General features: G+C 68.8%; 23 protein-coding genes. 14 read left to right on the plus strand and 9 right to left on the minus strand.

Going from position 1 to position 23,133, the window contains the following annotated elements:
* Nucleotides 1–6 precede the first annotated feature (6 nt).
* Nucleotides 7–930 (minus strand): alpha/beta hydrolase, encoded by a 924-nt coding sequence (locus BLW05_RS22055; RefSeq protein WP_093165688.1) that lies wholly within the window; start codon nt 928–930, stop codon nt 7–9.
* Nucleotides 927–1,670: a YoaK family protein gene (locus BLW05_RS22060; RefSeq protein WP_093165689.1), complete on the minus strand. Its 744-nt coding sequence runs from the start codon at nt 1,668–1,670 to the stop codon at nt 927–929. The genes BLW05_RS22055 and BLW05_RS22060 overlap by 4 nt, the downstream gene beginning before the upstream one ends.
* A 209-nt stretch (nt 1,671–1,879) precedes the next feature.
* On the opposite strand from BLW05_RS22060, the gene BLW05_RS22065 reads away from it, so the two are divergent.
* Genes BLW05_RS22065 through BLW05_RS22085 form a run of 5 tightly spaced genes read left to right on the plus strand, consistent with a single transcriptional unit; the run spans nt 1,880 to nt 6,887 of the window.
* A complete protein-coding gene (locus tag BLW05_RS22065; protein ID WP_093165746.1) occupies nt 1,880–3,193 on the plus strand; it encodes an MFS transporter in 1,314 nt (437 codons plus the stop codon).
* Between the two features lie 22 nt (nt 3,194–3,215).
* Nucleotides 3,216–3,935, plus strand: coding sequence for a maleate cis-trans isomerase family protein (locus tag BLW05_RS22070; protein ID WP_093165690.1), 720 nt, complete (start codon nt 3,216–3,218; stop codon nt 3,933–3,935).
* A complete protein-coding gene (gene hydA, locus BLW05_RS22075) occupies nt 3,932–5,368 on the plus strand; it encodes a dihydropyrimidinase (RefSeq protein WP_093165691.1) in 1,437 nt (478 codons plus the stop codon). Before BLW05_RS22070 ends, hydA begins: the two co-directional genes overlap by 4 nt.
* Complete coding sequence (locus BLW05_RS22080) at nt 5,365–6,120, plus strand: aspartate/glutamate racemase family protein (RefSeq protein ID WP_093165692.1); 756 nt, start codon at nt 5,365–5,367, stop codon at nt 6,118–6,120. Before hydA ends, BLW05_RS22080 begins: the two co-directional genes overlap by 4 nt.
* Before the next feature lie 56 nt (nt 6,121–6,176).
* Entirely contained in the window at nt 6,177–6,887 is a 711-nt protein-coding gene (locus tag BLW05_RS22085) for a GntR family transcriptional regulator (RefSeq protein WP_093165693.1), read from the plus strand.
* A gap of 9 nt (nt 6,888–6,896) precedes the next feature.
* On the opposite strand, the gene BLW05_RS22090 is transcribed toward BLW05_RS22085, so the two are convergent.
* Genes BLW05_RS22090 through BLW05_RS22105 form a run of 4 tightly spaced genes read right to left on the minus strand, consistent with a single transcriptional unit; the run spans nt 6,897 to nt 11,537 of the window.
* On the minus strand, nt 6,897–8,354 hold the full coding sequence (locus BLW05_RS22090) for an amidase (protein WP_256330439.1): 1,458 nt from the start codon (nt 8,352–8,354) through the stop codon (nt 6,897–6,899).
* Nucleotides 8,351–9,103: an aspartate/glutamate racemase family protein gene (locus BLW05_RS22095; RefSeq protein ID WP_093165694.1), complete on the minus strand. Its 753-nt coding sequence runs from the start codon at nt 9,101–9,103 to the stop codon at nt 8,351–8,353. The genes BLW05_RS22090 and BLW05_RS22095 overlap by 4 nt, the downstream gene beginning before the upstream one ends.
* Nucleotides 9,100–10,032 carry a polysaccharide deacetylase family protein gene (locus BLW05_RS22100; protein WP_093165695.1) on the minus strand — a complete coding sequence of 311 codons (933 nt, stop codon included), beginning with the start codon at nt 10,030–10,032 and terminating at the stop codon, nt 9,100–9,102. Before BLW05_RS22100 ends, BLW05_RS22095 begins: the two co-directional genes overlap by 4 nt.
* Nucleotides 10,029–11,537 carry an amidohydrolase family protein gene (locus tag BLW05_RS22105; RefSeq protein ID WP_093165696.1) on the minus strand — a complete coding sequence of 503 codons (1,509 nt, stop codon included), beginning with the start codon at nt 11,535–11,537 and terminating at the stop codon, nt 10,029–10,031. The genes BLW05_RS22100 and BLW05_RS22105 overlap by 4 nt, the downstream gene beginning before the upstream one ends.
* A gap of 32 nt (nt 11,538–11,569) precedes the next feature.
* Here BLW05_RS22105 and BLW05_RS22110 point away from each other — a divergent pair, with 32 nt between their 5' ends.
* On the plus strand, nt 11,570–12,046 hold the full coding sequence (locus BLW05_RS22110; protein ID WP_093165697.1) for a nucleoside deaminase: 477 nt from the start codon (nt 11,570–11,572) through the stop codon (nt 12,044–12,046).
* Nucleotides 12,047–12,063: 17 nt separating this feature from the next.
* Here the strand turns inward: BLW05_RS22110 and BLW05_RS22115 are convergent, their stop codons facing one another.
* Genes BLW05_RS22115 through BLW05_RS22125 form a run of 3 tightly spaced genes read right to left on the minus strand, consistent with a single transcriptional unit; the run spans nt 12,064 to nt 14,887 of the window.
* Nucleotides 12,064–12,942: an ABC transporter permease gene (locus BLW05_RS22115; protein WP_093165698.1), complete on the minus strand. Its 879-nt coding sequence runs from the start codon at nt 12,940–12,942 to the stop codon at nt 12,064–12,066.
* Nucleotides 12,935–13,792: an ABC transporter permease gene (locus tag BLW05_RS22120; RefSeq protein ID WP_093165699.1), complete on the minus strand. Its 858-nt coding sequence runs from the start codon at nt 13,790–13,792 to the stop codon at nt 12,935–12,937. The genes BLW05_RS22115 and BLW05_RS22120 overlap by 8 nt, the downstream gene beginning before the upstream one ends.
* 3 nt (nt 13,793–13,795) lie before the next feature.
* Nucleotides 13,796–14,887 (minus strand): ABC transporter ATP-binding protein, encoded by a 1,092-nt coding sequence (locus tag BLW05_RS22125; RefSeq protein WP_093165700.1) that lies wholly within the window; start codon nt 14,885–14,887, stop codon nt 13,796–13,798.
* Between the two features lie 279 nt (nt 14,888–15,166).
* Between BLW05_RS22125 and BLW05_RS22130 the strand changes: the two genes are divergently transcribed.
* From BLW05_RS22130 to BLW05_RS22165, 8 genes are all read left to right on the plus strand, one after another.
* A complete protein-coding gene (locus tag BLW05_RS22130) occupies nt 15,167–16,222 on the plus strand; it encodes an ABC transporter substrate-binding protein (RefSeq protein ID WP_093165701.1) in 1,056 nt (351 codons plus the stop codon).
* 68 nt (nt 16,223–16,290) lie between these two features.
* Entirely contained in the window at nt 16,291–17,013 is a 723-nt protein-coding gene (locus BLW05_RS22135; protein ID WP_093165702.1) for a GntR family transcriptional regulator, read from the plus strand.
* A 102-nt stretch (nt 17,014–17,115) separates the two neighbouring features.
* Nucleotides 17,116–18,471, plus strand: a complete 1,356-nt coding sequence (locus BLW05_RS22140; RefSeq protein WP_093165703.1) for an amidohydrolase family protein — start codon at nt 17,116–17,118, stop codon at nt 18,469–18,471.
* 208 nt (nt 18,472–18,679) lie between these two features.
* The gene (locus BLW05_RS22145) at nt 18,680–19,681 is read left to right on the plus strand and encodes an ABC transporter substrate-binding protein (RefSeq protein WP_093165704.1); all 1,002 of its coding nucleotides are present in this window, start codon (nt 18,680–18,682) and stop codon (nt 19,679–19,681) included.
* Nucleotides 19,682–19,697: 16 nt separating this feature from the next.
* The gene (locus BLW05_RS22150; RefSeq protein WP_093165705.1) at nt 19,698–20,567 is read left to right on the plus strand and encodes an ABC transporter permease; all 870 of its coding nucleotides are present in this window, start codon (nt 19,698–19,700) and stop codon (nt 20,565–20,567) included.
* A gap of 3 nt (nt 20,568–20,570) precedes the next feature.
* A complete protein-coding gene (locus BLW05_RS22155; RefSeq protein WP_093165706.1) occupies nt 20,571–21,344 on the plus strand; it encodes an ABC transporter ATP-binding protein in 774 nt (257 codons plus the stop codon).
* On the plus strand, nt 21,328–22,347 hold the full coding sequence (locus BLW05_RS22160) for an NAD-dependent epimerase/dehydratase family protein (protein ID WP_256330440.1): 1,020 nt from the start codon (nt 21,328–21,330) through the stop codon (nt 22,345–22,347). Before BLW05_RS22155 ends, BLW05_RS22160 begins: the two co-directional genes overlap by 17 nt.
* A complete protein-coding gene (locus BLW05_RS22165) occupies nt 22,340–23,125 on the plus strand; it encodes an SDR family NAD(P)-dependent oxidoreductase (RefSeq protein WP_256330441.1) in 786 nt (261 codons plus the stop codon). The genes BLW05_RS22160 and BLW05_RS22165 overlap by 8 nt, the downstream gene beginning before the upstream one ends.
* Nucleotides 23,126–23,133: the final 8 nt, after the last annotated feature.

A 23,133-nucleotide genomic window follows, 5' to 3' on the forward strand; every position in this document is an offset into this window, starting at 1 on the left:
CTGAACCTACGTCGAGCGGAGCAGCTTGCGCAGCCAGGCGTCGATCACCGCGGTGGCCGGATAGTCACCGCGACCCAGCAAGCGGTTGATCTCCAGATGACCGATCAACCCGGTGCCCTCGGCGTCAATGACTTCCGCCGGGATTCCGGCCTGCAGGAGCGCTTTGGCCAGGCCTTCGGATTGCGCCTTTCCGTCGGCGCGATCGACGTGGGCGATCAGAAACGCTGGCGTGCCGGGTTTCAGGATCTGCAGGGAAGGCGAGAGGGCGCGCTGGCGTGCCGGTTCGGTTCCGAACGCTTGCACGTAGGTGCCGCGGATGAAGCGGCCGGCCGAGGCAAGCTGGCGCGGAATGTCATAGCACGCGCCGTCCAGCGCGACGACGCCCCGAAGATCCGACAGCGACAGGCCGGCCGCTGCCAGGTACTGCGGGTCGGTCCCGACCAGCGCCGCCAGATGCGCGCCCGCGCTGTGGCCCATGAGGACGATGCGTGAGGCATCGATTCCCAGCCGGGCGGCGTGGCCCCGAAGCCAGGCGACGGCGGCGGCCACATCGGCCGCCTGCTGCTCCACCGTGACATCGGGCACCAATCGATAGTTCATCGAGGCGAACGCAAACCCCTCGCGGGTGAAATGCTCGACCTTCTGCATCCCCGTGGCGGAACGCTTGTCGCCCAGATTCCATCCACCCCCATGGACGAAGAGAACGAGTGGCGCGGGCCTGGCACCCCCTGCCGCAGGCCAGAAATCGAGCTTCTGCAAGGCATCGAGTCCGTAGGCATATTCGGAGCGCTCCGCGGTCGGCACCTCAGACCCTTGAACAGCCCTGTCGGTCAGCGGTTCGTCCTGGGACTGCACGGCGAGAACCCGAGTCGAGAAGCATGCGAGCAGCAGACCCGATGCGATCAGCTTGAGAACGATGCGATCCATCATGCCTGTCCCCGAAGTTCCCGATACAAGGGCGGCACAGCCAGCGCGAGCAGCAGGGCCGCGAACGGCACCACGCACACGTAGCCCACGTACTTGAACCCCAGCGCACCGACGGAGCCGCCGATCACGAACATGCCGATCAGGCCGCCCGCATTGCGCAGGCGCGACCGGTCGTGACGCACGGGCTGGGTGAGGTCCGACCGGTGACGGTTCCAGTAAAGCAGCTTCCCGAGCTCCATGCCGAAGTCCGTGATGTTGCCGGTCATGTGCGTGGTGCGGATGCTTCCGCCCGAGGTCTTGGAGACCACCGCGTTCTGCAGGCCCATCACGAATGACAGCAGAAGCACCGTGATGGGCAGCGCGAACGGTGTCATCCAGCTGAGGGTGCTGGCGCTTCCGAGCACCCCGAACGGCAGCAGCAGCAGCGCCTCCAGCAGCAGGGGCGGTGCGTAGACCGTGCGCAGCCGGTGCTGCCGCGCCCAATTGACCAGGACGGCGGTGACGGCCGCGCCGGCGACGAACGCCAGGATCGCACCGGCCGCGTTCAGGACCAGCCTGGCGTTGCCCAGCACGAGCCCGTCCGCGAACTGGGAGGCGAAGCCGGTCATGTGCGAGGTGTACTGGTGCAGCACCAGGAAGCCCCCGGCGTTGATGGCACCCGCATTGAAGGCGAGGATGAGGCCCATCGTCCGGTTGGTCGATGGCGTGCGGTGGCGGTGGGTCAGGAGGTGGATTCGACGCATGGGGCTGTAGCGAGCACTCCCGGCCAGTATGCGGGAAATCGGCCGCCGGGGTGTCCGAAGAAAGCAGGTTGCGCAACCAGACCGCCCCCGCCGGGTAGGTGCTTTCACTAACTGTCAACGATATTGTCAACAATGATGTTGACGATCGTTTCGACAGCGCCTAAATTCCGCCTCACCACCCGCAAGGAGACAAACCGATGCAACCCACCATGACGGCCGGCGCGACAGCGACCGCCGCAGCACCCGACACCGCCCTCCAGCCCTCCAAGGTCCGCTGGAAGATCTTCCTGATGATGTTGTTCCTCATCTCGATCAACTACATCGACCGGGCCTCGCTGTCCGTGGCGATGCCACTGATCGCGAAGGAATTCGACATCGGCCCCGCCGTGCAGGGCTTGCTGCTCAGTTCCTTCTTCTGGACCTATGCGCTCATGCAGATCCCGGGCGGCATGCTGGCCGACCGCTTCGGCCCGCGCGTGGTGATTGCCGGCGCAACCCTCGGCTGGGGCTTCTTCCAGGCCATCGCCGCGGTCTGCACCGGCTGGATCCCGCTGCTGCTGACGCGCCTGGGCCTGGGCGCGGCCGAGGCGCCGATCTACCCGGCGGGCGGCAAGCTCAACGGCATCTGGATGACGCAGAACGAACGCGGCCGCGGCGCCACCCTGCTCGACGGCGGCGCGCCGCTGGGCGCCGCGCTGGGCGCGATCCTGATCTCGGGCCTGATCGCCGTGCTCGGCTCATGGCGCCTCTCCTTCGTCATCGCGGGCGTCGGCACGGTTCTCGCTGGCCTGTTCGCGTGGAGCTACATCCGGAACCATCCGCGCGAACATCCCGGCGTGAACGACGCCGAGGCGAAGTACATCGAGGCCAGCCACGCGGCGGACGCCGCGAGCGAGCCGCAGGGCGCCAGCGGCCGACTGCTCGACTTCCTGCGCTTCCGCTCGGTCTGGGGCATGTTCTTCGGCTGGATGTGCTTCAACGCGCTGTTCTACGGCCTGCTCACCTGGATGCCCAACTACCTCTCCAAGGTCCATGGCTTCGACATCAAGCAGATGGGCGGCGCGGTGTTCATCATGTTCTTCTCCGGCTTCGTCGGCGAGATGTTCGGCGGCTGGCTGGCCGACAAGTGGAAGGCCGCCGGCGCCTCGACCTCGAAGGTGCTGCGCACGCTCTTCGGCATCGCCTCGGTGATCGCCACCATCTCGATCTACACGGTGTCGCAGATCACCAGCCCGGTCGCCGTGGTCGTGCTGCTCTCGGTCACCCTGTTCTTCCTGCGCTGGTGCGGCCTGTTCTGGTGCGTGCCTTCGATCCTCGGCCGCAGGGTGCACGTCGGCTTCCTCGGCGGCACCATGAACCTCGGCGGCAATGTCGCGGGCATTGGCGTGCCGATCGTGGTCGGCCTGATCGTGCAGGCGACCGGCTCGTACTTCCTGGCGCTCATGCTCTTCGCCGCGGCGGGCGCAGGTCTTTTCATCTGCTCTACGCTGCTCATCGACTACAGCAAGAAGCTTCCCGTCTAGTCCACTTTTCGAGATCCGCGAAATGTCCCAGCAAAAACGCATCGGCGTGCTGACGCCTTCCTCCAACACGGCGCTCGAGCCGTTGACCAGCGCGATGGTCGCCGGCGTGCCGGGCGTCACTGCGCACTTTTCGCGGTTCCGCGTGACCGAGATCTCGATGGGCGACAAGTCGCAGAGCCAGTTCGACGAGCGCACCATCCTCGAAGCCGCAAAGCTGCTGGCCGACGCGAATGTCGATGTGATCTGCTGGAGCGGCACCTCCGCGAGCTGGCTGGGCTTCGAGCGCGACCGCGCGCTGTGCGAACGCATCACCGAGGCGACCAGCATTCCGGCGACCACCTCGGTGCTGGCCCTCAACGACCTGCTGGCCGCACAGGGTGCGCGCACGCTGGGGCTGGTGTCGCCCTACGTGGAGGATGTCCAGCGGCGCATCGTCGCCAACTATGCGGCGCAGGACATCGAGTGCGTCGCGGAGCGCCATCTCGACCTGACGGTGAACTTCTCCTTCGCTGAAGTCGATGCGGACACCCTGCGCAAGATGATCCGGGAGGTCGCGCAGCACAAGCCCGACGCGATCACCGTGATGTGCACCAACCTGCACGGCGCGCCGCTGGTCGATGAACTGGAGCGCGAGCTCGGCATCCCGATCTACGACTCGGTCGCCACCGTGGTGTGGAAGGCGCTGAAGATCACCGGCGTCGACACCCGGCTGGTCAAGGGCTGGGGAGGGCTTTTCAAATGAGCACCGCCACCTTCGACCTCGTCGTGCGCAATGCGCGCGTCGCCACCGCAAGCGATACCTTCGACGCCGACATCGGCATCACGGGAGGCCGCATCGTGCAACTCGGCCAGGGCTTGCCGGCAGGCCGCCGCGAGATCGACGCCGCGGGCGCATTCGTCACGCCGGGCGGCGTCGACGCGCACTGCCACCTCGACCAGCCGATGGAAGCGCCGGTCCGCATGGCGGACGACTTCGACACCGGCACGCGCGCGGCCGCTTGCGGCGGCACGACCACGGTGATCCCGTTCGCCGCGCAGCAAAAGGGCCAGTCGCTCCGCGCAGCAGTGCGCGACTACCACGAGCGTGCCGAAGGCCGCGCGCATGTCGACCATGCCTTTCACCTGATCGTCAGCGACCCGACAGAGGACGTGCTCAAGAACGAGCTGCCGCAGTTGATCGCCGAGGGCTACACGTCGTTCAAGATCTACATGACCTACGACGACCTCAAGCTCAACGACGGCCAGATCCTGGACGTGCTCTCGGTCGCGCGCGAGCATGACGCGATGGCGATGATCCATGCAGAGAACGCCGACTGCATCGAATGGCTGACGCGCCGCCTCGAAGCGAGCGGGCGCACCGCACCGCGCTTCCATGCGCACGCGCGGCCGATGCTGGTCGAGCGCGAGGCCACGCACCGTGCGATCGCGCTGTCGGAACTGGTCGACGTGCCGATCATGATCGTGCACGTCTCCGGCAAGGAAGCCGTCGAGCAGATCCGCTGGGCGCGTTCGCACGGCCTGCACGTGTTCGCGGAAACCTGTCCGCAATACCTCTTCCTCACCGCCGAGGACCTCGGCATCGACGACAGCTACGGCGGTGCCCGCTGCGTCTGCAGCCCGCCGCCGCGCAACAAGGACAACCAGCAGGTGATCTGGAACGGCCTGGCCGATGGCCTGTTCACGATCTTCTCGTCCGACCACGCGCCGTTCCGCTACGACGCGCCCGAAGGCAAGAAGCCGGGCGGCGAGGAAGTCGCGTTCCGCCACATTCCCAACGGCATTCCGGGCATCGAGACGCGCCTGCCGCTCTTGTTCTCGCATGGCGTGCTCGACGGGCGCATCACGATCAACCGCTTCGTCGAACTCACCTCGACCAATCCCGCGAAGGCCTACGGCCTGCATCCGCGCAAGGGGACCATCGCGATCGGCGCCGACGCCGACTTGGTGGTCTGGAGCGCGACGCCGCGGCAGGTGCGCAATGCCGACCTGCACCATGCGGTCGACTACACGCCCTACGAAGGCATCGACGTGAAGGCCTGGCCAGCGCTCACGCTGGCGCGCGGCGAAGTCGTGTGGGACGGCAAGACATTCCACCCCCGCGCAGGGCGCGGGCAGTTCCTGCGCCGCGGCCGGCCCTCGCTGCTTCCGGCGCCGCAACCGCGAGGCACGCCATGAAGATCCTGCTGATCAATCCGAACACCTCCCACAGCGTTTCCGACCTCATCGAAGCGGAGGCCCGCCGTGCTGCCGCGCCTGGCACGCAGATCAGCGTGGTCACCGCGCCTTTCGGCGTGGCCTACATCGAGACGCGGTTCGAGTCGCTGATCGGCGCCTATGCCGCCGCCACGCTCGCCGCCGAGCACTGCGACCGGCATGACGCGATCGTCGTCGCTGCCTTCGGCGACCCGGGCATCGACGGCCTGCGCGAAGTGCTGGACATCCCCGTGGTCGGACTCACCGAGGCGGCACTGATGAGTGCCTGCCTGCTGGGCAAGCGCTTCTCGATCGTGGCGATCTCGCACCGCATCACCGCGTGGTACCGCGAATGCGTGGCCGCCAACGGCCTCTCGGACAGGCTGGCGAGCATCCGCAACCTCGACAATCCGCTGAAGGACATCGGGCGCGTGCAGGAAGACCACACCGCGCGCCTCGAGGCGCTGTGCCTGTCGGCCGTACAGGACGACGGCGCCGACGTGATCATCATCGCGGGCGCACCGCTCGCGGGCCTGGCGCGCTCCATCAGCGACCGCATCCCGGTGCCGGTGGTGGATGGCGTGTCGAGCGCCGTCTGCCATGCGCAGACGCTCGTCTCGCTGGGCACGCTGCCCGCCCGGCAGGGCAGCTTCGCGCCGCCGCCGGTCAAGCCCAACCATGGCCTGCCCGAGGGCATCGCGCGCCTGCTCGCCCGGGACCGCTCATCGCGATGAGGCCTTGTGGCGACGGCTTCGCGTGCCGCGCGCGCCGTCGCTAAGATCGAACCGCAATGCCAAAGAAACCAAGTCCAACCCCAGAGACAACCAGCACGGCCCGCGAGCAGGGTGCCGATGCCATCGCCGAGAAGATCTCCACGGCCATCCTCGAACATCGGCTGGCGCCGGGCACCAAGCTTGGCGAAGACCGGCTGGCGAGCATCTTCAACACCAACCGCGCCAAGATCCGCGAGGTGCTGGCGCGCCTCGCGCACGAACAGATCGTCGAGCTGGTGCCGCAGCGCGGCGCGCATGTCGCCAAGCCGACCATCGAGCAGGCGCGTGACGTCTTCGAGGCACGGCGCCTGATCGAGCCCGGCGTGCTGCGCCGGCTCATCGGCACGATCGACGATTTCAAGATGCAGCGGCTGCGCCGGCACCTCGAGCTCGAAGCCGACGCGCGCCAGCGGGGCGATGCGCGCGCCGTGGTGCGCCTGTCGGGCGAGTTCCATCTGCTCCTGGCCGAGCTCGCGGGCAACTCGGCGCTCGCGCGCACCATGCGCGAGCTGTCGACGCTCACCTGCCTGATCATCTCGCTCTACGACGCGCCCACGGCCACCAGTTGCCGGGCCGACGAGCATGAAGAGATCGTCGAAGCCATCAAGCGCAAGGACGCGCGCAAGGCCGAGGCGCTCATGCTGCATCACCTGGATCACATCCAGGAGAGCCTCAAGCTCGATGCCGGCAGCGACGAGGCCGACCTCGAAAGCATCCTGGGCGAATAAGCCCGTGGGTCACGCGTCTCGCAGGGCCGTCGACTCGACGACCTTCGCGAAGCGCAGCACGGTCGCATCCTCGTAGCGCGGCGCCACCACCTGCAGGCCGACGGGCAGCCCGCGCACCCGCCCGGCGGGCACGGAGCACGCGGGAACGCCGCAGTAGTTGAACAGCGGCGTGAAGGCTGCATGCCCGCGCGGGCCGGCCGGCCGGCCGCCGATCACCGGCGGGCCGAGATGGTCCAGCGGCCAGGCGGTCACCGGTGCAGTGGGGCACAGCAGCAGGTCGTACTCCGCGAAGAAGCTTCCCAGTGCGTGGCCGATGCGCTCGCGCAGGCGCAGCGCGCGGGCGATGTCGGCCGGCGCGCAGCGCGCACCGGCTTCGATCTGCATCACGAGATTCGGATCGATGCGTTCGCGCTCGGATGCCAGCCGGCTGCCGTACAGCGCGTGCAGGCCCGCCTGCTGGAGCGCGAGCAGCGGGTACTCGCGCGCCTCGGTGGGCCACGGTGGATCGCCGTTGTCGATGCGCCAGCCGGCCGCGCGCAGTGCATCGACGCGCGACTGGAGTGCCGCGAGCACGTCCTCGTCGATCGCGAAGTCGCAGCCGAGTCGCGGGCTCCATGCGATGCGCAGGTCGCGCGACGGCACGGCGAGCGGCGTCCCGGCTTCGAGGCCGCTGGGGATGGGCACGCCCGCCGGATCGCCTGCGTCGTACGCGGCCAGCAGGTCGTAGACCCACGCACAGTCGGTCACGTCGCGCGCCAGCACCCCGATGACCGAGAGGCCGTAGTTGGGTTCGGCGAAGCCCCACGGATGGGGGATCATTCCTGCGCTGGGCTTGAGTCCGACCAGTCCGCAATGTGCGGCGGGCCGCCGCGTGGAGCCGCCCGCATCGGTGGCCAGAGCCAGCAGGCCCAGCCCGCTTGCGAGCGCCGACACCGCACCGCCGGACGAACCGCCGGGCGTGAGCGCAGGGTCCATCGGATGGCGCGTCGCGCCGTAGACGAGGTTGCTGGTCACGCCCTTGCAGGCGAACTCGGAGCAATTGGTGATGCCGAGCACCACCGCGCCCAGCGCACGCAGCCGCGCCACCGCCCAGGCATCGCGCGGCGCGATGAAGTCCTCGAGGAGCAGCGAACCCTGCGTGATGCGATAGCCCTCGACCCAGAGGTTGTCCTTCACCGTGACTGGCACGCCGGCCAGCGGTAGCGCGTCGCCCGCGGCCAGTCGGCGATCGACATCGGCGGCTTCCCGCAGCACGCGTTCGGGATCGAATTGCACGATGGCGAGCAGGCCCGGATTCAGCGCCTCGACGCGCGCGATGAAGTGGCGTGCCACCTCGGCCGCGCTGGCTGCGCCGTCGATGACCTGCGCCGCAAGCGCTCGCGCGGACAGTGTGTGCAACGCGCTCATTGGAGTGCCTTCGCGCAGCAGCGCTTCGGTATTCGCCTTCGGAGCGGCCGGGCGGCTCATGGCGCGCGCCTGCCGTTGAAGAGCGCGGCCAGCGGTGCCGACACGTCGGTCACGTCGCGGCCGACGATCGGCGCGAGGCTGCCAGCCCGCGCGGCGGGCAGCGACAGTTGGTAACGCGCTTCCGCCAAGGCGACGGCGCAAGCCACGCCATCGAGCAGCGGCACCGATGCGCGCGGCTGCAGCGGCGCGGCCATCGAAGCCATCGCGGCGCCGGCCAGCAGCACGGCTTCGGCGCCGTCGCGCTGCACCAGCCGTTCGACGCCTTCGAGCACACGGGCTTGCACCGCGTCGGGCGCGCTGAAGGTCTGTTCGGGCGTTACATCGAGCGCTTCGACGCCGGCCAGCCGCGCGGCCATGCCGTGCTGCTCGACCAGTTCGCGGTACAGCGGCGCCATGCGCGCACCGTAGGTCAGCACGCCGATGCGGCTGGCCAGAGTGGCGCCGACCAGCAGCCCGGCCTCGGTCATGCCGATGACCGGCATGTCGAGCAGCTCGCGGCAGGGCCACAGCGCGCTGTCCAGCGACACGCCCAGCACGATCGCGTCGACGTCGCCGGCGTGCTGCGCGGCCAGTTCCAGCACCTCCTGCTGCGCGATCGCGTTCTCGGCGCGCGAGGCGATGATGGCCGGGCCGCGCCGACCGGTGACGGCGAGCAGCTCGGTATCGGGCCGCGCCGCGGCGCGCGCGGCGGCCAGCACTGCATCGGTCACCGCCTGCGTCCGGTTCGGATTGATCAGCAGCAACTTCATGCCGCGCCCTTCATCGATGCTGGCGGTGGCACGTGTTCCAGCCAGTGGCGCGCGATCTGCTCGCGGGTCGCGAACCACACGCCTTCGCGGCCCGCGATGCGGTCCACCAGCGCCTTCAGTCCGCCGATGCGCCCGGCACGGCCGATGATGCGGGTGTGCAGGCCGATGGACATCATGCGCGGCGCTGTGCGCGATTCGGCGAGCAGCCATTCGAAGGCATCGCCGCAGTAGCGCGCGAAGTCCTCGCCGTGAACGAAGGCGTGGCTGTCGAAGAAGCGCATGTCGTTGGTGTCGAAGGCATAGGGCAGCACCAGGTGCGGGCGCCCGCCCACTTGCAGGTAGTAGGGCAGGTCGTCGTTGTAGGCGTCGCTGTCGTAGAGAAAGCCGCCGTGCTCCACCAGCAGCCTGCGCGTGTTGACGGAAGCCGACGACTTGGTGTGCCAGCCCACGGGCGGCTTGCCGCAGAGGCGCTCGATGGTGGCGACGCTGCGCGCGATGCGCGCGCGCTCCTCGGCCTCCGGCAGCCCTGCATGCGCCTCCCAGCGCCAGCCGTGGCAGCAGATCTCGAAGCCGCGATTCCGCGCGTCCTCGGCAATCCACGGCGTGGCCTCCAGCGCGCGGGCGCAGCAGTTGAGCGTGACCGGCACGCCGGCATCCGCGAGCACCCGCGTGATGCGCCGGTAGCCGACGCGCGCGCCGTACTCGAAGTGGCTCTCCATGCATAGGTCCTGCGCCCCGTGCACTTCGTGGTTGACTTCGTGGCGCCCTTCGTTGCGCTCGTCGCCCGCGCTCAGCGCGAACTCCGCGCCTTCCTCCACGTTGAGCACGAAGGAGACCGCGAGGCCGGCGCCGCCGGGCCAGCGAACGTCCGGGACGGTCTCGCCATAGCCGATGAGGTCGCGCGGCAGGTAGTGGGTGGATGTGTTCATGGCAGTCGGGCGTTGTAGGTGTCGGGTGCGATCGGCGTGGCCAGTCCCTGGCGGTGGATGCGTTCCACCGCATCGAGCACCGGCACCATGTCGGCTTCGGCGCGCGCGAAGCGCGGCAGCAGGTCGCTGAACTCGTGCTCGATCTCGGCGAGCAGCGCGGCCTCGTCGATGCGCGCGAGGCGGCCGCCCTGGATCGCAATTTCGCCATCGACCATCGAGAAGTCCAGCCCCGCGCCGCGCTCGGCATAGACGAGCTGGCGCACCGGGTCGTTCATCGGCGTGAAGGTGATGCTGTCGGTGCGGTAGGCGACGAGATCGGCGGTGGCGCCCACGCGCAGGCTTCCGAGCCGGTCGCCGAAGCCCAGCGCCTTTCCGCCCGCGAGCGTGCCCGCGTGCAGCGCTTCCTGCGCGCTGAGCCAGCGCGAGTGGTCGTCGCCGCGGATCTTCGACACCGCCGCGGCGCTGCCGAGCACATTGAGCATGTTGACCGTCACCGTCGAACAGGAGCCATCGGAACCCAGGCTGACATTGACCCCGGCCTCCAGCAGCTCGCGCACCGGCTGCACACCCGAGCCCAGCAGCAGGTTGCTCCACGGGTTGTGCTGCGCGGTCGCACCGGTGCGGGCCAGCGCCTCGATCTCGCGCGGATTGAGCCACACCGCGTGGACCAGGCTCGTGGCGGGCTTGAGGAAGCCGATGCGGTCGAGGTACTCCACGATCGGGCAGCCGTAGAAGAGCTGGCCGGTCACCACCTGCAGGCGTGTCTCCTGCACATGCGTGATGACGGGCAATGCGAGATCGTCGGCCAGCGTACGCACCTCGCGCAGGAAGGGTTCGGTGCAGCGCTGCGGCGCCGAGGCCGAGACCAGCACGCCCACGCGGCGGCTCGCGGGATGGCGGCTTCGCGCCAGATCGCGCACGAGCGCAAGGCATTCTGTAGGCGCGGGCCGGGGCGCATTGCGAAGCTCGGCGGCAAGCTCGGGCGGAACCAGCGATTCGACGAAGGGAAAGTTGTCGACGATGGGCTTGTCCATCATCGCGAAGCCGACCAGGGCGCGGATGCCCGCGTCGTCGTAGGCCTGCAGGCTGGCCTCGATGCGCTCCCGGTCGATCGCGCCGCCGAGCGCCATGTCATCGACGACGGTGGTGCAGCCGGTGCGCAGCGACTCGATCGCGCCGATCATCGTGCGCAGGTACGCCTGGCGCGGCGTGAGCGGCACCGGCATGCGCGTGCGCACCAGGTGCATCCACAGCTCCAGCGGCAGGTTCTCGGTGCGCCCGCGCTGGAAGTGTTCGTGCGAATGCTGGTGCCCGTTGACCAGCCCCGGCACGAGCAGACGATTGGGCAGCTCGATCACCGCGTCGGCGCCGGCGAGGGTGCCCGCAGGCTCGATCGCCGCGATGCGATCGCCTTCCACCAGCACGTCCAGCGGACGCGGATCGTAGACATGGCCATCGCCCAGGAGGGCGCGGGCGTGGCGCAGCAGGGTGCGCTTCTTGCTCATGGGAAGACTCCGTGATCGAAGAAAGGAAAGACGTGACGAACCCGACCGAGGACACCCGCTGGATGCGCGCCGCGCTCGACGAGGCCGTGGAAGCCTTCGAGCGCGGAGACTGGCCGACCGGCGCGGTGCTGGTCAAGGACGGACAACTGATCGGGCGCGGCCAGAACCGGCAGAACACGCGCAGCGATCCGACCGCGCATGCGGAGACCGACGTGCTGCAGACCGCCTTCGCCGTGCATGGCGCCGATGCGGCAAGGGGCGCGACGCTCTACTGCACCATGGAGCCGTGCCCCATGTGCGCGGGCGCGCTCAAGCTCGCGGGCGTGCGCACGCTGGTGCTGGCGCTGCGCCACGCGACGCTGCGGCGCACCGACCTCGGCCACTACAGCTTCGAAGCCTTCTGCGCGATGACCGGCTACGACGTGGAGTTGCGCGAGAACGTGCTGGAAGCCGACTACCTCGCGCTGCGCCTGCGCTGGGGCCGCGACCCGGTCGCGCCGACGCGCTGAGCCGGCCGCGCGCTGCCTCATCGCATGTGGCGGGAGATGCCCGCCACCCGTTCCATCACCACCATCAGCACCACGGTCGCCGCCACCAGCACGCCCGAGACGGCCGCGGCGCGCACATCGAGGTTCGATTCGATGATGTGCCACATGCGGATCGGCAGCACCTCGCTGCGCGCGTCCGAGAGGAAGAGCGACACCGCCACGTTGTCGAAGGAATACATGAAGCCGATGAAGGCGCCGGCCGCGATGCCCGGCGCGATCAGCGGCAGCGTGACGGTGCGGAAGGCATGGAAGGCCGAGGCGCCGAGCGAATGCGCGCTTTCCAGCAGCGCCCCATCCATTTGCGAGAGGCTGGCCGTGGTGGTGCGCAGGATGTAGGGCGCCGTGATCGCGACGTGGCCCAGCACCAGCGTGGCGAACGAGAGGCCCGTCCCCGCGAGGTTGAACAGCATCAGCAGCGACAGCCCGATGGCCAGCGCCGGCAGCATCAGCGGCGAGAGGAACACCGCCTCGGCCGCGCGCGCCCAGGCTTCGCGCCGCCGAGCCAGCGCCAGCGCAGCCGAGACCGCGAGCACGATGGAGATCGCGGTGGCCGCGGCGGCGAGCTCGAGCGAGAGCACGAAGGCCTCGATCAGTTCGGGCGAATCGTTCCACAGCGCCTCGTACCAGCGCATCGAGTAGCCCGGCGGCGGGAACTTCAGCGAGTAGCCGCTGGTGAAGGAGGTGATGACGACGATCACCGTGGGCGCGAGCAGCAGCACCGCGGCGAGCACGCCCAGCAGCCCGAAGACGAGCTGGAACGACAGGCGCTCCGCGCGCCCGCCGAGCCGGGCCTGCGCCGCAGGATGCGCGGGCGTCGAAAGCGGCACCGGAGCGCCCGAGACGAACTGATCAGGCATGCACGAACCCCTTGCTGCGCCGGCCCAGCGCATTGATGGCGGCCACCACGCCCAGCACGCATACCAGCAGCAGTATGGCGATGGCGGCCGCGAACGGATAGTTGCCGGCCTGGATGGCCTGCTGGTACATGTAGAAAGGCATGAACATCTGCTGCCCGCCGCCGACCAGTGTCTGCGTGACGAAGGCGCTCACGCTGGAAGCGAAGACCAGCAGGCTGCCGGCCAGCAGGCCGGGCATCGACAGCGGCACCGTCACCTGCGTGAAGGTGCGCCAGTGGCCCGCGCCCAGCGCCAGCGAGGCCTGCCGCAGGTTGGCGTCGAGGTTCGACAGCGCGGTGATGAGCGGCAGCACCATCAGCGGCAGTTCGATCTGCGCCAGCGCGACCACCACCGCGCCGGGCGTGTAGAGCAGCTTCAGCGGATCGGCGATGAGGCCCAGGTCGATCAGCACGCTGTTGACGATGCCCTGGCGGCCCAGGATGACCACCCAGGCGAAGGTGCGCACGACCGAGCTGGTCAGGAGCGGCAGCAGCACCAGCAGCAGGAGCACGCCCTGCCAGCGCGGCGGCGCCAGCGTGTAGAGATAGGCCAGCGGAAACCCGAGCAGCAGCGCGAGCAGCGTCACGCGCAGGCCCAGCCAGAGCGTGTTGCCGAGGATGCCGAGGTTGAATCCGTCGCCGAGGAACTTGACGTACTGGCGCAGGCCGAATCCGGTCAGGTCCGGCGTGTCGTGCAGGCTCACGTAGGCGAGCAGCAGCATCGGCGCGAAGACGAACACGACGAAGAACAGGGCCAGCGGCAGCCCGAGCGCCAGCGGCGGTGAAAGACGGGGAGCGGTGGATGCGGCCATGGATCAACCCGCGAACACGCTGGCCGGCGAGCCCTGCCGCAGGCGAAGGCCCACCGCATCGCCGGCGGAGAAGCGTGGCAGCTCGGCGGTGCGCGGCTGCGTCACCTTGGCGGTGCCGCCGCTGGCAAGGCGCAGTTCGTACACCAGCGAAGGCCCCAGCGGCAACACCATCTCGACGGTGGCGGGCACCGCGTCGGCCGAGGCCGGAGCGAGCGCCAGGTGCTCGGGCCGGGTCGCCAACACCACGGCGCCGGCGCGCGAGCAGGGCGAGGCCTCGGCGAGCGCGAGCCGGCCGCCGCCGTCGAAGTCCACCGAGAAGCCCGCGCCGTCATGCCGCGCGAGCCGGCCCGGCAGCAGGTTGGCAGTGCCGATGAAGGTGGCGACGAAGAGGCTCGCGGGCCGGTCGTAGATGGCCTCGGGCGTGTCGAACTGCTCCACGCGGCCGGCGTGCATCACCGCGATGCGGTCGGCCATCGACATGGCTTCTTCCTGGTCGTGCGTGACCAGGATGGTCGTGATGCCGAGCTCGCGCTGGATGCGGCGGATCTCGATCTGCATGTCCAGCCGCAGGTTCTTGTCGAGCGCGGCGAAGGGCTCGTCCAGCAACAGCACGCGCGGGCGCACGGCCAGCGTGCGCGCGAGCGCGACCCGCTGCTGCTGGCCGCCCGACAGCTCGCGCGGATAGCGCTTGCTGAAGGCCGACATCTGCACCATCGCCAGCATCTCGGCGGCGGTGGCGCGCGCCTCGGGCGAGGAGACGCCACGCGCGCGCAGCCCGTAGGCCACATTGGCCTCCACCGTCATGTGGGGGAAGAGCGCGTAGCTCTGGAAGACGATGCCCGCGCCCCGCTCGTTGGTGGGCAGGGCATCGACCGCTTCGCCGCCGATGCGCACCGTGCCGCCGCTCTGGCGCATCAGCCCGGCGACGATGCGCAGCAGCGTGGTCTTGCCGCAGCCGCTGGGGCCGAGCAGGGCGACCAGCTCGCCGGCGCCGATGTGCAGCGAGACCGACTCGACCGCCACCGCCCCCGCATAGCGGTGGTGGATCTGGTCCAGCTCGACGGCGACGCCGGAGGCATGAAAGGAAGTGGGCATTCGCGGATTTCCTGTGGGTGGGGGGCGCGGCGGTGTGCCGTGCGTTCCCTGTCTCAAGATCCATGCCATCGAGGCGTCTCCAAAACACAAGGCAAATTGGATACAAATTTCTGGATCGAATGTGCACAACATGGTGCACGGCAATCCAACTTGGCGCGCGCCGCCCCCGAAGAAGGCGCGCCCGGTTTGGATACGGCCGCCTTTCGCTGTGCAGGCTGCATTGGCACGGAGCTTGCGCCGGGGCAGCCATCCAACCACTCCTCCAGCAAAGGAAGATCCATGAGCCTCCACCTGTCCCGCCGTCGTCTGCTCCAGGGCGCTGCCGGCGCCGGCGCCCTGCAACTGGCCGCGCATTCCGGCCTGGCGCTCGCGCAAGGCAAGTCCATCTCGGCCACCACCTACCCGGGCGCGTGGGAATCGGCGCACCGCGGCATCCTGCTGCCGGCCTTCACCAAGGCCACCGGTGCGTCGGTGAGCCTGGTGCCTTCGCTGGCGGTCGACACGGTCTCGAAGGTGGTCGCCTCCAAGGCCAACCCGCCCTACGACGTGATCATCCTGGACGAGGGGCCCTACCTCGCCGCGCTGTCGCAGGACATCTTCGAGAAGATCCCCGTCGACAAGATGCCCTACCTGAAGGACGTGCCGGCCAAGCTGGTCGACCCGCGCGGGCTGGGCGTGTTCGTGTCGGGCCAGATCATCGGCATCGCCTACAACACCGAGAAGATCAAGAACCCGCCCAAGTCGTGGAACGACCTGCTCAAGCCCGAATACAAGGGCCGCGTGGGCCTCGCGGGCATGGGCTCGACGCTGATGTCGGCCTGGATGGTCGAGATGGCCCGGCTCAACGGCGGCAGCGAGGAGAACATGGAGCCCGCCTTCCAGTTCGTGAAGAAGCTGCTGCCCAACGTCAGCGCCGTCGCCAGCAATCCGGGCGCGCTCGCCACGCTGTTCCAGCAGGGGCAGATCGACATCTCAGTCCACTACAACAACAACGTCGGCGACCTGCAGGGCAAGGGCGTGCCGGTGGCGCTGGCAAAGCCGGACACCGGGTGGATCCACATCAAGAGCGTGATGCACATCGTCAAGAACACGAAGAACCCCGACCTGGCCGCCGCCTACATCAACGCGGCGCTGAGCCCGGAGGTGCAGACGAAGATGGCCGCCGAGCCCTATTTCGTCGCGCCGGTCAGCAGCAAGGCGGTGTTCAGCCCCGGCCTGCAGGCCTACGCGAAGAACACGGCCGACATCGAGACCATGAACGGGGTCGACTGGGCCAAGCTCAATCCGCGCCGCGGCGAGTACATCGACCGCTTCAACCGCGAGATCCGCGTCTGACGCCCCCCATGTGCCGCGCCGAAAATCCGCGGCATTGCATACACTCGGCCGAGCCACCTTCCTCTCCCATGCCGACCATCTCTTCCCGCCGCGCCCTCAAGGCTTCGCCCAAGACCGCCTCCAAGGCGGACATCTACCAGCGCATCTACGAGGCGATCGTCGAGCACCGCCTGATGCCGGGGACCAAGCTGTCGGAAGAGCGGGTGGCCGAGCTCTTCGCGGTCAGCCGCACGCAGGTGCGGGGCGTGCTGCAGCGGCTGGCGGTGGAACAGCTGGTCACGCTCATCCCGAACCGCGGCGCCTTTGTCACCACGCCCAGCGTGGACGAGGCGCATGACGTTCTGGAAGTGCGCCGCACGCTGGAGCCCGCCATCGTGCGGCGGCTCATGGAGCGCATCGGGCAAGGCAAGGCGCCGGGCGCGGTCAAGCAGCTTCGCGCGCTCATCAAGCGCGAGCAGCAGGCCCATGCCAACGGCGACCGCCGCGCGGCGGTGCGGCTGTCGGGCGAATTCCATGTGCTGCTGGCCGAGCTATCGGGCAGCAGCATCCTCACGCGGATGATGCGCGAGCTGACGCCGCTGACCTGCCTGGCCATCCTCACCTTCGAGGCGCCGACCGGCGCGGCCTGCCCGAACGACGAGCACACCCTGCTGGTCGACGCCATCGAGGCCGGTCAGGCCAAGACGGCGCTTTCGCTCATGGTCGAGCATCTGCATCACATCGAGCGCTCGCTCAACCTGCAGGAAGAGGAAGAGCAGCAGGTCGACCTCGCCGACGTGCTGCTCGGCTGAATCGATGAATGTATTCAAGGTGCATGGCACTTTGGATACAAATGGCATGTCGGTTGCTTGCGATTGGGTGTCGTCCCTTGGACTCACCCTTTCGCACCGACCATGTCATCCAGCACTCCCCATCAATTCGACCTGCTCATCCTCGGCGCCACCGCGCTGACTGCCGAAGCTTCGCGACCCGAGATTCGCGATGCGGCCATCGGCATCCAGGGCGGCCGCATCGCGTGGCTCGACAGCGCGCCGCCCGAACACTGGCAGGCGACGCGCACCTTGCACCTGCCCGATCATTTCGTCACGCCGGGCTTCGTCAACGTCCACACCCATTCGATCCTCAGCATGGTCCGCGGCGTCGCGGCGGACCTGGGCTTCGCGCCGTCGTACACGCCGGGCATTCCCAAGGGCACGCAGGTGAACGCGCAGCAGGCGAGGGCGCTCGCGCGCCTGGGCGCGCTCGAGGCGCTGCTGCAGGGCTCCACGCTCGTCGGCGACAACTTCGTGCACGCGGACGTGGGCACCGAGGCGATGGCCGAACTCGGCCTGCGGCTGGCGCCGAGCTGGCGCATCCACGACGTGGACTTCGCCCGCGTGGCGCACGGCGACTGGTGCTACGACGCGGCCATCGGAAGCGCCACGCTGGGCGCCGGCCTCGCGCTGCATGAACGGTGGAAGGACCATCCGCGCGTACGCGTGAATCTCGCCGCGCATGCGGTCGACACCTGCTCGGACGGCTTCCTGCGCGAAGTGGCCGCAGCGGCTGAAGCACACGGCCTGCGCGTGAGCACCCATCTCGGCCAGAGCAAAGTCGAGGTGGATCGCGTGCGCGAGCGCACCGGCAAGACCTCCACCGAGGCCCTGCTGGATGCCGGCCTGCTCAACGAACGGCTGATGGGCGGCCATTGCATCTACGTGAGCGAGAGCGACGCGCGCAAGATGGCCGAGGCCGGCGCGCATGCGGTGCACATTCCCAAGTGCAATGCCGCTTCGGGCCGCATGGCGCCGACGCCGATGCTCAAGCGCATGGGCGTGAACATGGCGCTCGCAACCGACACGCAGCACGCGGACATGGTGGAGCTCATGCGCTGGGCGCTCGCGACCGCGCGCGTGCAGGAGGGCGGCGTCAGCGACGAATGGCAGCCTGCGCATGTCTTCCACATGGCCACGCTCGGCGGCGCGCGGGCGCTGGGGCAGCAGGACGACATCGGCAGCCTCGCGGTCGGCAAGGCCGCGGACCTGGTGGTGTTCGATGCGCGCCGGCCGCATCTGCGGCCGCATGTGAATCCGGTCGGCCTGCTCGTTCACACCGGGCAGGGTCGCGATGTGCGCATGGTGGTGGTCGAGGGCGAAGTGCTGGTGGAAGACGGCCTGCCCACGCGCGTCGACATGGAGACCGTCTGCGCCGAGGCGGAAGCCGCAGCGCGCGAGCTCTGGGGTGCGGAAGGCCGGCACTACTGGCGCTAGCGTGTGCGCCGTGCATGGATCGGGTGCATGTATGCACCTTCAAAGTAACTTGTATCCAATCTGAAGAATAGAAGGCGCCTGAACGGCGCCTTCTTTCCTGTGTACAGGCTCAAACCAGTTTGGATACAACATGGCACGCGCATTGCTTGAAACCCTGCATGTCCGGCTTCCATGCCGGGTCCCTTGTTTTCAACCTACCGGGAATGCCATGCGCAAGTTCATCGCTCCTCTTCTCGTCGCCGCGGCGGCCCTGATGCCGCTGGTCAGCCAGGCGCAGGACGCCATCAAGCTCGGCTATGCCAAGTGCGCCCATTGCACGCCGCTCGCACTGACGCCGCAGAACGCCGATCCGGCGGCGGTCAAGCTGGAAGCCACCGCCTTCAACACCGGCAACGACGTGCTCACGGCGCTGCTGTCCAAGAGCATCGATGTGGCGCAGGTCACCTACCTACACTACGCGACCGCGCTGGACAAGGGCTTCGACGTGGTGGCCATCTCGGGCCAGATCAACGGCGGCTCACAGATCCTCGTGGGCAACGACCTGCCGCTGGGCGAGAACGACTGGGCGGGCCTCAAGAAGCTGATCGCCGACTACAAGGCGCAGGGCAAGCCCTTCCGCGTCGCGGCCTCGCGCGGCAATGCGCAGGACATCCATATGCGCGGCGCGTTCGCCAAGCAGGGCATCGACATCAACAAGGACGTGCAGTTCGTCAACATCCCCAATCCCTCGGACCATGTGCAGGCCCTGCGCCGGGGCGAGGTGGAACTGATCTGCTCGGTCGACCCCTTCGCGACGCAGATCCGCGAGGTGAAGGCCGCGAAGTTCTTCGCCTTCCCCTATGACCAGGCGGCGGGCAAGCTGACCAACCTCATCGTCACGCGCTCGGACGTGATCGCCGCCAAGCCCAAGGCGGTCGAAGAGACGGTGCGCTCGATCGTCAAGGTCAACGCCCTCATGGCGAGCGACAAGGCGCAGTTCATCGACACCATCCAGAAAGTGACCGGCCTCGACAAGGCGATCGCCACCGGCGCGGCCGCCAACCTGTACCCCGACTATGAGATGCATCGCGCCTCGGCCGTCGCGATCGCGAAGATGATGCGCGACCTCAAGTACATCAACAACGATGTCAGCGCAGCGGTCGAGAAGAACATGGACTACCGCTTCCTCGAAGCCGCCACCGGCAAGCCGAAGAGCGCGCTGGGCTATTGAGAAGAGGCTGGACGCGATGGCACAAGCCTCCACCACCACGCTGCCGGCCGCGCCCGCGGCCGCGGCATCCCTTCCCATCTGGAAGCGGCTGTACCGGCGGGTCGAGCGTGCCCTCGTGCCGGCCCTGCTGCTCATCGGCTGGGAGCTGTTCTCCCGCTCCGGCGTGCTGCCGCCGGCGCTGCTGCCCGCGCCGTCTCAGGTGCTGGTCGCCTGGGCCGACTGGGTCTTCGGCACCGACGGCAACACGCAGACCTACAGCGGCCACTGGATCTTCGACGTGGCGGCCAGCGCCGTGCGCGTGTTCGCGGGATTCGGGCTCGCGGCCCTGCTCGGCGTGGCGCTCGGCATGGCCATCGGCTGGTCGCGCACCGTCGAGAAGCTCATCGAGCCGGTATTGCAGATCCTGCGGCCCGTGCCGCCGGTGTCGTGGATCCCGCTGGCCATCATCTGGTTCGGCATCGCCAACAAGCCGGCGATCTTCCTGGTGTTCCTCGGCTCCTTCTTCCCGGTGCTGCTGTCGACCATCCACGGCGTGAAGACCTGCGACCGCAACCTGCTGCGCGCCGGCGCGATGGCCGGGGGAACACCTGCGCTGCTGCTGCGGCACATCGTGTTCCCGGCCGCGCTGCCGAGCATCTTCTCGGGCCTGCGCATCGCGGTCGGCTCCGCCTGGATGCTGACCGTGACCGCCGAGATGGTGGCGGTGAAGAGCGGCGTGGGGTACGTCCTGTGGGACTCCTACTACTTCCTGCGCTACGACATCGTGATCGCCGCGATGACCAGCATCGGGCTGCTCGGCTACTGCAGCGACCTCGGCATCAAGCTGCTCGCGGGCCGCGTGCTGCGCTGGCAGCGCGGCTCCACCCTGCAATCGAAGGAGGGCTGACCCATGAGCCTCATCACCATCCAGAACGCGTCGCGCTTCTTCGACGACGCACGGCGCGGCACGCAGGTCAAGGCGCTCGACGACGTGAGCCTCAGCGTCAACCGCAACGAATTCCTTTGCCTGCTGGGCCCGAGCGGCTGCGGCAAGTCCACGCTGCTGAACATGATCGCGGGCTTCGACAAGCCCAGCCGCGGCACGGTCACGGTCGGCGGCCGGCCGGTGACCGCGCCCGGCGTGGACCGCGGCGTGGTCTTCCAGCAGCCCACGCTGATGCCCTGGCTCACCGTGTGGGAGAACGTCGCCTTCCATCTCACGATGCGCGGCGCATCCAAGGCCGAGCGGCGCAAGAAGGCGCAGCACTATGTCGACATGGTGGGCCTGCGCGGCTTCGAGAACCACTTCCCGAGCGAGCTCTCCGGTGGCATGAACCAGCGCGTGGGCATCGCGCGGGCGCTGCTGATGAACCCTGAGGTCATCCTCATGGACGAGCCCTTTGGTGCGCTCGACGAGCAGACCAAGATGGACATGCATGCCGAGCTGGTGCGCATCTGGCGCGAGAGCCAGAGCACCATCGTCTTCGTGACGCACGGCATCGAGGAGTCGCTGGCGCTGGGCACGCACATCGCCGTGATGTCGGCCCGGCCCGGCCGCATCCGCGAGCTGATCGAGGTGGACCTGCCGCGTCCGCGCGACTCCACCAGCCCGCGCTTCAACGACTACAAGCGTCACATCCTGTCGCTGCTGCGGCCCGAGCCGGCCGATGCCGTCCATGCCTGAGGCGGGCACGATCCTTATCACCGGGGCATGCGGTTTCGTCGGGCTCGCGCTGGTGGAGCACCTGCTCTCGCGCGACGAGACCGTGATCGGCTGGGACCGCATGCCGCTGCCGCCGGAAGCGCTGTCGCGCTTCTCGGAGCTTCCGGGGTGCTTCGTTCCGGTCCAGGGTGATGTGTGCGACGCGGTCACGCTGGGCGCGGTGTTGAAGACCCATCGGCCACGGTGCATGGTCCTGCTGGCTGCCGTGACGGCCGGGGCCGAGCGCGAGCGCGCGGAGCCCGAGCACATCTTCGAGGTGAATCTCGTCGCGGTGACGAAGGCGCTGCGCCTGGCTGCCGAGCATGGCGTGGAACGCGTGCTGCTGGTCAGCTCCGGCTCGGTCTACGGCGATGGTCCCCAGCAGGCGCCGCTGCACGAGCAGCGCACGCCGCTTCGCCCCGAGGGGCTCTACGGCATCTCCAAGCAAGCCGCGGAAGCCGCGGCGCTGCGCCTCGCGTCGTTGCATGGCATCGACCTGCGCATCGGCCGTCTCGGCACCTGCTTCGGCCCGTGGGAACGCGATACCGGCGTGCGCGACACGCCCAGCGCGCCGCTGCAGGCGCTGCGCCGTCTGCGTGCCGGCGAGCCGGTGCGGCTGCCGCGTCCGCTGCGGCGCGACTGGCTCTACGTGCGCGATGCCGCCGGGGCCATCGCCGCACTGCTGGACCTGGATCGACCGACGCAGCCGGTCTACAACCTGGCCGCCGGCTTCGAATGGTCGGTGGCCGACTGGTGCGCATGGCTCGCCGCGCAGCCCGGCTTCGAAGAGGCCGACTGGCGGGTCGCCGAAGATGCGGGCGAGATCAACATCAACGCCTATGCCGATCACGACCGCGCATCGATGGACATCGGCGCGCTGAGGCGCGACACCGGCTTCACGGCGCGCTTCGACCTGCCGCGCGCGGCGGCCGACTTCGTTGCATGGCTCGACATGCCGGCACACGGAGGGCTCGTCCATGCATGAGACAAGGGCCCGCATGGCGGGCAAGGTCTGCATCGTTACCGGTGCGGCCTCCGGCATCGGCCGCGCGATCGCGCGCCGGCTCGCGCGGGAAGGCGCACGCGTGGTGCTGGCCGACATCGCTCGCCAACCCATCGAGGGCGGCACGCCGACGCTCGAGCAGATCCTTCAGGACGGCGGCGAAGCCGACTTCGTGCCCACCGACGTGAGCAGCAAGGCGCAGGTCGACTCGCTGGTCGCTCAGACCGTGGAGCGCCACGGCCGGCTCGACGTGCTGGTCAACAACGCGTGCATCCGTCATGCCCGTCCGCTGCTGGAACTCGATGAAGCCGACTGGCAGCGCCTGATCGACGTGAACCTCGGCGGCGCCTACCGCTGCAGCCGTGCCGCCGTGCGCCAGATGCTCGGGCAGGCGCCCGTCGACGAGGTGCGTGGCCGCATCGTCAACCTCTCGTCGCAGCACGGGATCATCGCCGCGCCCGGCGACCTGGGCTACGGCGTGACCAAGGCCGCCATCGCCTACATGACGCGGCAGGTCGCCGCCGACTACGCGCCGCAGCAGATCGTGTGCAACGCAGTCGCGCCCGGCAAGATCCAGACCGGGCAGGGCGGCCGTGCCCTCGATCCGGTGGTGATGGACCGCGCGATCCGGCGCACCCCCTGGCCCCGCCTGGGCCGTCCCGAGGACGTGGCCGAGGCGGTGCTGTTTCTTTCCAGCAGCGAGGCGCGCTTCATCACCGGCGCCGAGCTGATGGTCGACGGCGGATGGACCGCCGCCTGACTCCCCAC

The sequence above is a fragment of the Variovorax sp. YR216 genome, from assembly GCF_900107745.1.
In the GTDB taxonomy this organism is placed as follows: Bacteria; Pseudomonadota; Gammaproteobacteria; order Burkholderiales; family Burkholderiaceae_C; genus Variovorax.

Excerpts from the sequence above, each read along its gene's own strand:
- BLW05_RS22055 (WP_093165688.1), bottom strand. The coding sequence starts at position 930 with ATGATGGATCGCATCGTTCTCAAGCTGATCGCATCGGGTCTGCTGCTC.
- BLW05_RS22060 (WP_093165689.1), bottom strand. The coding sequence starts at position 1,670 with ATGCGTCGAATCCACCTCCTGACCCACCGCCACCGCACGCCATCGACC.
- BLW05_RS22065 (WP_093165746.1), top strand. The coding sequence starts at position 1,880 with ATGACGGCCGGCGCGACAGCGACCGCCGCAGCACCCGACACCGCCCTC.
- BLW05_RS22070 (WP_093165690.1), top strand. The coding sequence starts at position 3,216 with ATGTCCCAGCAAAAACGCATCGGCGTGCTGACGCCTTCCTCCAACACG.
- hydA (WP_093165691.1), top strand. The coding sequence starts at position 3,932 with ATGAGCACCGCCACCTTCGACCTCGTCGTGCGCAATGCGCGCGTCGCC.
- BLW05_RS22080 (WP_093165692.1), top strand. The coding sequence starts at position 5,365 with ATGAAGATCCTGCTGATCAATCCGAACACCTCCCACAGCGTTTCCGAC.
- BLW05_RS22085 (WP_093165693.1), top strand. The coding sequence starts at position 6,177 with ATGCCAAAGAAACCAAGTCCAACCCCAGAGACAACCAGCACGGCCCGC.
- BLW05_RS22090 (WP_256330439.1), bottom strand. The coding sequence starts at position 8,354 with ATGAGCCGCCCGGCCGCTCCGAAGGCGAATACCGAAGCGCTGCTGCGC.
- BLW05_RS22095 (WP_093165694.1), bottom strand. The coding sequence starts at position 9,103 with ATGAAGTTGCTGCTGATCAATCCGAACCGGACGCAGGCGGTGACCGAT.
- BLW05_RS22100 (WP_093165695.1), bottom strand. The coding sequence starts at position 10,032 with ATGAACACATCCACCCACTACCTGCCGCGCGACCTCATCGGCTATGGC.
- BLW05_RS22105 (WP_093165696.1), bottom strand. The coding sequence starts at position 11,537 with ATGAGCAAGAAGCGCACCCTGCTGCGCCACGCCCGCGCCCTCCTGGGC.
- BLW05_RS22115 (WP_093165698.1), bottom strand. The coding sequence starts at position 12,942 with ATGCCTGATCAGTTCGTCTCGGGCGCTCCGGTGCCGCTTTCGACGCCC.
- BLW05_RS22120 (WP_093165699.1), bottom strand. The coding sequence starts at position 13,792 with ATGGCCGCATCCACCGCTCCCCGTCTTTCACCGCCGCTGGCGCTCGGG.
- BLW05_RS22125 (WP_093165700.1), bottom strand. The coding sequence starts at position 14,887 with ATGCCCACTTCCTTTCATGCCTCCGGCGTCGCCGTCGAGCTGGACCAG.
- BLW05_RS22130 (WP_093165701.1), top strand. The coding sequence starts at position 15,167 with ATGAGCCTCCACCTGTCCCGCCGTCGTCTGCTCCAGGGCGCTGCCGGC.
- BLW05_RS22135 (WP_093165702.1), top strand. The coding sequence starts at position 16,291 with ATGCCGACCATCTCTTCCCGCCGCGCCCTCAAGGCTTCGCCCAAGACC.
- BLW05_RS22140 (WP_093165703.1), top strand. The coding sequence starts at position 17,116 with ATGTCATCCAGCACTCCCCATCAATTCGACCTGCTCATCCTCGGCGCC.
- BLW05_RS22145 (WP_093165704.1), top strand. The coding sequence starts at position 18,680 with ATGCGCAAGTTCATCGCTCCTCTTCTCGTCGCCGCGGCGGCCCTGATG.
- BLW05_RS22150 (WP_093165705.1), top strand. The coding sequence starts at position 19,698 with ATGGCACAAGCCTCCACCACCACGCTGCCGGCCGCGCCCGCGGCCGCG.
- BLW05_RS22155 (WP_093165706.1), top strand. The coding sequence starts at position 20,571 with ATGAGCCTCATCACCATCCAGAACGCGTCGCGCTTCTTCGACGACGCA.
- BLW05_RS22160 (WP_256330440.1), top strand. The coding sequence starts at position 21,328 with ATGCCGTCCATGCCTGAGGCGGGCACGATCCTTATCACCGGGGCATGC.
- BLW05_RS22165 (WP_256330441.1), top strand. The coding sequence starts at position 22,340 with ATGCATGAGACAAGGGCCCGCATGGCGGGCAAGGTCTGCATCGTTACC.